Below are 6,220 nucleotides of genomic sequence, written 5' to 3' on the forward strand. Positions count from 1 at the left end.
GCATCGGCAGGCTGGCATCGTCGGCCACCAGCGTGGCGAAGTACTCCAGCACGCTGGGCGGCTCGAAGTGCAGCGGACCGGCCATGCAGCCAGTTTAGCCGCGGCGGATGAATTGTCGAAGCTTGAGCCCGGTGGCCAGCAGCGTGGCGAAATACAGCGCGACGGCCGCGCCGATGCACCCCGCCAGCAGCCCGACACGCAGCCAGGGCTGCGAGCGCAGGCCGATCCAGTCGACCGAGCGCGAGAACCACCACAGCAGCGCGCCCATCAGAACCGTGGCCAGCACCACGCGCAGCGCGAACATCGCCCAGCCCGGCTCCGGCGTGTACAGCCCGGCGCGGCGCAGGCCGACGAACAGCCAGCCGGCATTGAGCAGCGCGCCCAGGCCGATTGACAGCGCCAGCCCGGCATGGCCGAGCAGCGGCACGAAGACGAGGTTCATGAGCTGCGTCAGCACCAGCACGACGATGGCGATGCGCACCGGCGTGCGGATGTCCTGGCGCGCATAGAAGCCCGGTGCGAGGATCTTCACGCCGATCAGGCCCATCAGACCGACGCCGTAGCCCATCAGCGCCAGCGAGGTGCGCTCGACATCGCGCGGGGTGATCGCGCCGTAGTGGTAGAGCACCGACACCAGCGCCTGCGGAAACACCAGCAGCGCCACCGCGCAGGGCAGCGCCAGCAGTGTGACCAGCCGCAGCCCCCAGTCGAGCAGGCCCGAGTAGCGCGCCGATTCGCCAGTGGCCTGCGCGGCCGAAAGCTGCGGCAGCAGCACCACGCCGAGGGCCACGCCGAGCAAGGCGGTCGGGAACTCCATCAGCCGGTCGGCGTAGGTCAGCCAGGACACCGCGCCGACGCCCTGGTGCGAGGCGATCTGCGTGTTGATCAGCAGCGACAGCTGGGCCACCGAGACACCGAGCAAGGCCGGCGCCATCTGCTTGAGCACGCGCAGGACGCCGGGGTGGTGGAAGGCCGCGCGCAGCGCCGAGGGCGCGAGACCGATGCGCGGCAAGGCGCCGATGCGCAGCAGTGCCGGCACCTGGACGGCCAGTTGCAGCACGCCGCCAGCCATCACGCCGATGGCCAGCGCGTAGATCGGCTCGATGCCGTGGCGGCGCAGCAGCGGCGTCAGCATCCAGGCCGCCGCGATCACCGCCAGGTTGAGCAGCACCGGCGTCGCCGCCGGCACGGCGAAGCGCTTCCAGGTGTTGAGGATGCCGGCCGACAGCGCCACCATCGACATGAAGCCGATGTACGGGAACATCACCCGCGTCATCAGCACCGCGTCGTCGAAGCGCTCCAGGCCCGAGGCGATCAGCCAGACGACCACCGGCGCGGCCACCACGCCCAGCGCGCAGGTGGCCAGCAATGCCCAGAACAGCACCGTGGCGACGGCGTCGATCAGCCGGTGGGTGACCTCGTCGCCCTCGCGGGCGCGGGTTTCGGCAAGGATGGGCACGAAAGCCTGCGAGAAGGCGCCCTCGGCGAACAGCCGGCGCAGCAGGTTCGGGATGCGGAACGCCACCTGGAAGGCGTCCATGAAGCCGCTGGCCCCGAAGGCGGCGGCGACGATCGCCTCGCGGGCCAGCCCGGTGATGCGCGAGGCCAGCGTGAAGAGCGAAACGGTGGAAGCGGCCCGCAGCAGGTTCATGAGGTGCGGGGCATTATAGGGAGCGCGCGGATGTGCTATATTCGCGGTCTTTGCTCCACCCAGGATAGCAGCTACAGCATGGCCACCTCCTCCAAAGCCAAGAAGACCGTTCGCATCGCGTCGGGCCGCAAGCGCGCCCGCCAGGACGTCAAGCTCAACGCCGCCAACACCGCGCTGCGCTCGAAGTTCCGCACCGTCATCAAGAACGTCCAGAAGGCCGTCGTCGCCGGCGACAAGTCCAAGGCCGCCGAGATCTTCAAGGCCGCCCAGAGCGTGATCGATTCCGTGGCCGACAAGGGCCTGTTCCACAAGAACAAGGCCGCCCGCCACAAGAGCCGCCTGTCGGCCAAGATCAAGGCGCTCGCCGCCTGAGACACATCCTGGGGTGGAACCGAAGGGCCTGCGCAAGCAGGCCCTTTGTCATTTCGGGCCGGGCTTCTTGCTGTCCAGCTCGGGCAGCAGGCAGGCTTCGCTGGTCTGCAGGTGGTTGTCGCGCGCGAAGTTCATCACGAAGTCCCAGGCCATGGGCTCGATCTCGCGCAGCGCCTCGCTGACGATCACGCACTTCACGCCGTTGATCACCCGCGGCACGCAGTAGGGCGAGTAGCCGATGTAGGCGCTGATGCCACCCTGGCGAACGCCATCGGGCCGGAAGCACGCCATCGCGCCAGCCAGGCGCTCGGCCCAGTCGCTCGGGCGGAAGGTCTTGCCCTCGAGCGTGATGCCCTGGATGAAGATCTCGCGGGGTTTGGGGGCGGTCATGAGAGAAGCGGGGTCGTGCCGGGCGAGCAGCCACCAGGGCGGCTCGGTCCACAGCAGCCGCCGGTCGGCAGCCGCGATTGTGCCGTGCTCTTGCTGCGCCGCAGCAAGTTGGATGCCGGAGTCGAACGCGCCCATGGGCCGTTATCGGCGCCTCCGGGGCGACCCTTAGAATCCGCCCTCGCCTTTGGCCTGGAGAACGCGATGAATGCCCCGGAAAAAGTGCCTGCCAGCCCGGATCCGCACGTGATGAAGACCTACGGCCGGCTGCCGATCGCGCTGTCGCACGGCCGCGGCTGCTGGGTCTGGGACACCGAGGGCCGCAAGTACCTCGACGGGCTGGGCGGCATCGCGGTGAACACCCTGGGGCACGCCCACCCCAAGCTGGTGCCGGCGCTGCAGGACCAGGTGGCCAAGCTGATCCACAGCTCGAACTACTACCACGTGCCGCTGCAGGAGCAGCTCGCGGCGAAGCTGTGCGAGCTCTCCGGCCTGACCAACGTGTTCTTCTGCAGCACCGGGCTGGAGGCCAACGAGGCGGCGATCAAGATCGCGCGCAAGTTCGGCCACGACAAGGGCATCGCCCGCCCGGAGATCGTCGTCTACGAGAAGGCCTTCCACGGCCGTTCGATCGCCACGCTGTCGGCCACCGGCAACCCCAAGGTGCAGGCCGGCTTCGGCCCGCTGGTCGAGGGCTTCCCGCGCGTGCCGCTGAACGACGTGGCGGCGATCGAGAAGCTCGCGGCCTCCAATCCGAACATCGTTGCCGTCTTCCTCGAGGTGATCCAGGGCGAAGGCGGCATCAACCCGGCCACCGCCGACTACCTGCGCGCCGTGCGAAAGCTGTGCGACGACAAGGGCTGGCTGCTGATGCTCGACGAGGTGCAGTGCGGAATCGGCCGCACCGGCAAGTGGTTTGCCCACCAGTGGGCTGGCATCCGGCCCGACGTGATGCCGCTGGCCAAGGGCCTGGGCTCCGGCGTGCCGGTGGGCGCGGTGGTCTGCGGCCCGCGCGCGGCCAACGTGCTCGGCCCGGGCAACCACGGCACCACCTTCGGCGGCAACCCGCTGGCGATGCGCGCGGGCGTCGAGACGCTGCGCATCATGGAGGAGGAAGGCCTGCTGGCCCATGCCGAGCGTGTCGGCGCGGCGCTCAAGGAAGGGCTGCGGCGCGAGCTCGCCGGCGTCGAGGGCGTGGTCGAGATCCGCGGCCAGGGCCTGATGCTGGGCATCGAGCTGGCCCGCCCCTGTGGCGAGCTGCTCGGCCGCGCGGCGCAGGCGGGGCTGATGATCAGCGTCACCGCCGACAAGGTGGTGCGTCTGGTGCCGCCGCTGATCCTGTCGGAAGACGAGGCGGCGCAGATCGTCGCCATCCTCTGCCCGCTGATCAAGGCGTTCCTCGCCGAGCCGGTGAAGTGAAGCCCATGAAGCCCGGCATGAGCCTGATGAAGCACTACCTGCAGTTCAAGGACTTCCGCGCCGAGGAATACGCCTACCTCTTCGAGCGCACCGCGATCATCAAGAAGCGCTTCAAGAACTACGAGAAGTACCAGCCGCTGGTCGACCGCACGCTGGCGATGATCTTCGAGAAGGCCAGCACGCGCACGCGGGTGAGCTTCGAGGCCGGCATGTACCAGATGGGCGGCTCGGTGGTGCACCTGACCACCGGCGACAGCCAGCTCGGCCGCGCCGAGCCGATCGAGGACAGCGCGCGGGTGATCAGCCGCATGGTCGACATCGTGATGATCCGCACCTACGAGCAGACCAAGCTGGAGCGCTTCGCGGCGCACTCTCGGGTGCCGGTGATCAACGGGCTGACCAACGAGTACCACCCGTGCCAGATCCTGGCCGACATCTTCACCTTCATCGAGCACCGCGGCTCGATCCAGGGCAAGACGGTCGCGTGGGTCGGCGATGGCAACAACATGGCCAACACCTGGCTGCAGGCGGCCGACATCCTCGGCTTCACGCTGCACGTCAGCACGCCCGGCGGCTACGAGATCGACCCGAAGGTGGCCGGGGTGTCGAACCCGGACTGCCTGAAGACCTTCAAGAGCCCGATCGCCGCCTGCGAGGGTGCGCACCTGGTCACCACCGACGTCTGGACCAGCATGGGCTACGAGGCCGAGAACGAGGTGCGCATGAAGGCCTTCGCCGACTGGTGCGTCGATGCGCAGATGATGTCGGTGGCTCAGACCGACGCGCTGTTCATGCACTGCCTGCCGGCGCACCGCGGCGAGGAGGTCGATGCCGAGGTGATCGACGGGCCGCAGTCGGTGGTGTGGGACGAGGCGGAGAACCGCATGCACGTGCAGAAGGCGCTGATGGAGTACCTGCTGCTCGGCCGCATCGGCTGACGCACGGCCCATGAAGCTGGCGCTGATCACCGACCTGCACGCCAACCGCGAGTCGGTGAGTGCGGTGATGGCCCATGCGGCCACGCAGGGCATCGATCGCTACGCCTTCCTTGGCGACTTCGTCGGCTACGGCGCCGACCCCGGCTGGGTGGTCGATCTGGTGCGCGCGCAGGCCGCGCGCGGCGCGATCGCCGTGATGGGCAACCACGACGCCGCGGTGGTGCAGGGACCACTGCCGACCATGATCCCCGAAGCGCGCCAGGTGGTCGAGTGGACGCGCGAGCGGCTCGACGCCGAGCAGCTCGCCTTCCTCGCGGCGCTGCCCATGCAGGTGAACGATGCCGACCGACTGTTCGTGCACGCCAATGCCTTCGCGCCGGCGGACTGGGCCTACGTGCTCGGCCGCATGGAGGCGGTGCGCAGCCTGCAGGCCACGAACGCGCGCTTCACCTTCTGCGGCCACGTGCACGACCCCAAGCTGTTCCACCTCACCGGCACCGGCAAGATCGGCGACTTCGTGCCCAGTGACGGCATGCCGATCCCGCTGTCGGAGCAACGCCGCTGGCTGGTCATTCCCGGCTCGGCCGGCCAGCCGCGCGACGGCAACCCGGCGGCCTGCTACGCCACCTTCGACACCGCCAGCAGCACCCTGACCTACTTCCGCGTCCCCTACGACACCGAGGCCGCCGGCGCGAAGATCCGCGCCGCCGGCCTGCCGCAGCGGCTGGCACGGCGCCTCGAACATGGAGAGTGAAGAGGCCCCGCCAGAGGTGTCCGGCGCCGGCCGCCGGCTCCAGGCCGGCCAGCTGATCGACGGCTTCCGGCTCGAGGAGCACCTGCACCAGGGCGGCATGGCGCACCTGTGGCGAGTGACCCGCGTCGACGAGCCCGACGGGCCGCCGCTGATCATGAAGGTGCCGCGCATCAAGGGCGGCGACGACCCGGCCACCATCGTCGGCTTCGAGGTCGAGCAGATGATCATGCCGACGCTGTCGGGGCCGCACGTGCCGCGGTACGTCGCCAAGGGCGATTTCACGCGCCAGCCCTACATCGTGATGGAGCACATCCCCGGCGCTTCGCTGCGCGCGCGCTTCGACGCGGCGCCGCTGCCGCTGGACGAGGTGGTGCAGGTCGGCATCAAGGTGGCCACCGCGCTGCATGACCTGCATCGCCAGCACGTCATCCACCTCGACGTGAAGCCGAGCAACATCATGTTCCGCCGCAACTCGGACGGCACGCAGGGCGAGGCGGTGCTGGTGGACTTCGGCCTGTCGCGCCACGACCGCCTGCCCGACCTGCTCGACGAGGAGTTCGAGCTGCCGATGGGCACCGGGCCCTACATGTCGCCCGAGCAGGTGCAGTTCGTGCGAAATGACGCGCGCAGCGACCTGTTTGCCCTCGGCGTGCTGATGTACCACCTGGCCACCGGCGAGCGGCCCTTCGGCAACCCGAA

Annotated in this window: 7 protein-coding genes; 5 read left to right on the forward strand and 2 right to left on the reverse strand. The window is 69.2% G+C overall.

The window, feature by feature from the left end; all coding sequences use genetic code 11:
- Nucleotides 1-94: 94 nt before the first annotated feature.
- Nucleotides 95-1,651, reverse strand: coding sequence for a murein biosynthesis integral membrane protein MurJ (murJ, locus tag AB7U92_RS19860; RefSeq protein ID WP_428580983.1), 1,557 nt, complete (start codon nucleotides 1,649-1,651; stop codon nucleotides 95-97).
- Between the two features lie 78 nt (nucleotides 1,652-1,729).
- On the opposite strand from murJ, the gene rpsT reads away from it, so the two are divergent.
- Nucleotides 1,730-2,023 carry a 30S ribosomal protein S20 gene (gene rpsT, locus AB7U92_RS19865; protein ID WP_428580986.1) on the forward strand — a complete coding sequence of 98 codons (294 nt, stop codon included), beginning with the start codon at nucleotides 1,730-1,732 and terminating at the stop codon, nucleotides 2,021-2,023.
- Nucleotides 2,024-2,071: 48 nt separating this feature from the next.
- Here the strand turns inward: rpsT and AB7U92_RS19870 are convergent, their stop codons facing one another.
- Nucleotides 2,072-2,413, reverse strand: a complete 342-nt coding sequence (locus tag AB7U92_RS19870; protein ID WP_428581000.1) for a DUF3579 domain-containing protein — start codon at nucleotides 2,411-2,413, stop codon at nucleotides 2,072-2,074.
- A gap of 201 nt (nucleotides 2,414-2,614) precedes the next feature.
- Between AB7U92_RS19870 and AB7U92_RS19875 the strand changes: the two genes are divergently transcribed.
- The 4 genes from AB7U92_RS19875 to AB7U92_RS19890 form a co-directional block, all read left to right on the forward strand.
- Nucleotides 2,615-3,829 carry an aspartate aminotransferase family protein gene (locus AB7U92_RS19875; RefSeq protein ID WP_428580989.1) on the forward strand — a complete coding sequence of 405 codons (1,215 nt, stop codon included), beginning with the start codon at nucleotides 2,615-2,617 and terminating at the stop codon, nucleotides 3,827-3,829.
- A gap of 5 nt (nucleotides 3,830-3,834) precedes the next feature.
- Nucleotides 3,835-4,767, forward strand: a complete 933-nt coding sequence (gene argF, locus AB7U92_RS19880; protein WP_428580992.1) for an ornithine carbamoyltransferase — start codon at nucleotides 3,835-3,837, stop codon at nucleotides 4,765-4,767.
- A 10-nt stretch (nucleotides 4,768-4,777) separates the two neighbouring features.
- Complete coding sequence (locus AB7U92_RS19885; protein WP_428580995.1) at nucleotides 4,778-5,521, forward strand: metallophosphoesterase family protein; 744 nt, start codon at nucleotides 4,778-4,780, stop codon at nucleotides 5,519-5,521.
- Nucleotides 5,511-6,220 (forward strand): serine/threonine protein kinase (locus AB7U92_RS19890; RefSeq protein ID WP_428580998.1); only part of this gene is annotated, 710 nt, incomplete at its 3' end. The genes AB7U92_RS19885 and AB7U92_RS19890, both read left to right, overlap by 11 nt.

This window comes from Piscinibacter sp., assembly GCF_050175855.1.
In the GTDB taxonomy this organism is placed as follows: Bacteria; Pseudomonadota; Gammaproteobacteria; order Burkholderiales; family Burkholderiaceae_C; genus Piscinibacter.

Excerpts from the sequence above, each read along its gene's own strand:
- murJ (WP_428580983.1), bottom strand. The coding sequence starts at position 1,651 with ATGAACCTGCTGCGGGCCGCTTCCACCGTTTCGCTCTTCACGCTGGCC.
- rpsT (WP_428580986.1), top strand. The coding sequence starts at position 1,730 with ATGGCCACCTCCTCCAAAGCCAAGAAGACCGTTCGCATCGCGTCGGGC.
- AB7U92_RS19870 (WP_428581000.1), bottom strand. The coding sequence starts at position 2,413 with ATGACCGCCCCCAAACCCCGCGAGATCTTCATCCAGGGCATCACGCTC.
- AB7U92_RS19875 (WP_428580989.1), top strand. The coding sequence starts at position 2,615 with ATGAATGCCCCGGAAAAAGTGCCTGCCAGCCCGGATCCGCACGTGATG.
- argF (WP_428580992.1), top strand. The coding sequence starts at position 3,835 with ATGAAGCCCGGCATGAGCCTGATGAAGCACTACCTGCAGTTCAAGGAC.
- AB7U92_RS19885 (WP_428580995.1), top strand. The coding sequence starts at position 4,778 with ATGAAGCTGGCGCTGATCACCGACCTGCACGCCAACCGCGAGTCGGTG.